The sequence below is a fragment of the Colwellia sp. TT2012 genome (genome assembly GCF_001440345.1).
GTDB lineage: Bacteria > Pseudomonadota > Gammaproteobacteria > Enterobacterales > Alteromonadaceae > Colwellia.
Window position 1 is genome coordinate 1 of sequence record NZ_LJYX01000070.1, and the last position, 1085, is coordinate 1085.

Sequence of the window (1085 nt, forward strand, 5' to 3'; positions counted from 1 at the left end):
ATCAAAATGAGAATCGCGCTAAGGGCCAGCAATTGGCCGATCTCAACACCTACGTTGAAGGCGATCAGGTTCGGAATCAGGCCATCAGACGAGATCTCGTACTCCTGAATCTTCGTTGCCAGCCCAAAACCGTGGAGTAGTCCGAAGATCAACGTGGCCACCTTGGTGTTGGGTTGGAAACCGAACCAGCGCTGGAATGCACCCAGGTTATCGAGCGCCTTGTACACCACCGAGAAACCGATGATGGCGTCGATGATGTAGGAGCTGATGCTGATCTCGGTCAGTACGCCAAGCAGCAGCGTGACCGAGTGGCCTACAGCGAACAGCGTGACGTAGAGCCCCACGTCTTTCAGGCGGTAGAGGACGAAGATCACCCCGAACAGAAACAGCAGGTGGTCGTAGCCTGTCATCATGTGTTTGGCTCCCATGTAGATGAAGGGCAGCAACAAGACGCCGGAACTTTCCTGGATGAAGCCCTTGTCTCCTTCCGCGACGGCGTGAGCCATCGCCTCGGGCATCCCGAGGAAAAGTGCAGTGACAAGTAAAAAAAACAGCAGTAGCGGGCGGTGCGATGGCGCAGTGAATGCGACAACGCCGCTCATCGAGTGCGAATGCATAGATCAATCCTACGTTGCAGGGATCAAAGGCCGCGGTGCGGCCATGGTCAGGATGCGAACGAAGGACGGGGTGGACGCTCGATCAAGAAAATCGGCGGACGAGGAACGGAATATCGGCGTGCATCAACTCGTATGGACAGCTTCGGCTGTGCAGCCAAACTCAACGCGGACGTGAGCTGTGGCGTTTCGTGCTGATGGTCAGGGGTCAACGGCGAGTGGTAGTGATCCGAGTAGCTCGCGCTCGACATCTCTGCCTGCTGCTCATTGGAGTGATGGGCATCTTGCGCAATCTCCCAGGCTGGCTGTTTCGATGTCACCGACAACGTATAGGTATGCCCGGCCCAAGCCACAAACATGGCCAGAGCAAGTGCGATTACCACCGTCATTGTCAGTGTTCTACTGAACATAGTGTTCGGCTTTCAACTCGTTTTGTGGGGCTTTGATGCGTTTGACCGCATCCCCCTAGGG

1 protein-coding gene is annotated in these 1085 nt (G+C 55.9%); it reads right to left on the bottom strand.

Going from position 1 to position 1085, the window contains the following annotated elements; genetic code table 11:
- On the bottom strand, nucleotides 1–602 hold a 602-nt coding region (locus ASU03_RS20175), incomplete at its 3' end, for a HupE/UreJ family protein (protein ID WP_442855151.1).
- Nucleotides 603–1085: the final 483 nt, after the last annotated feature.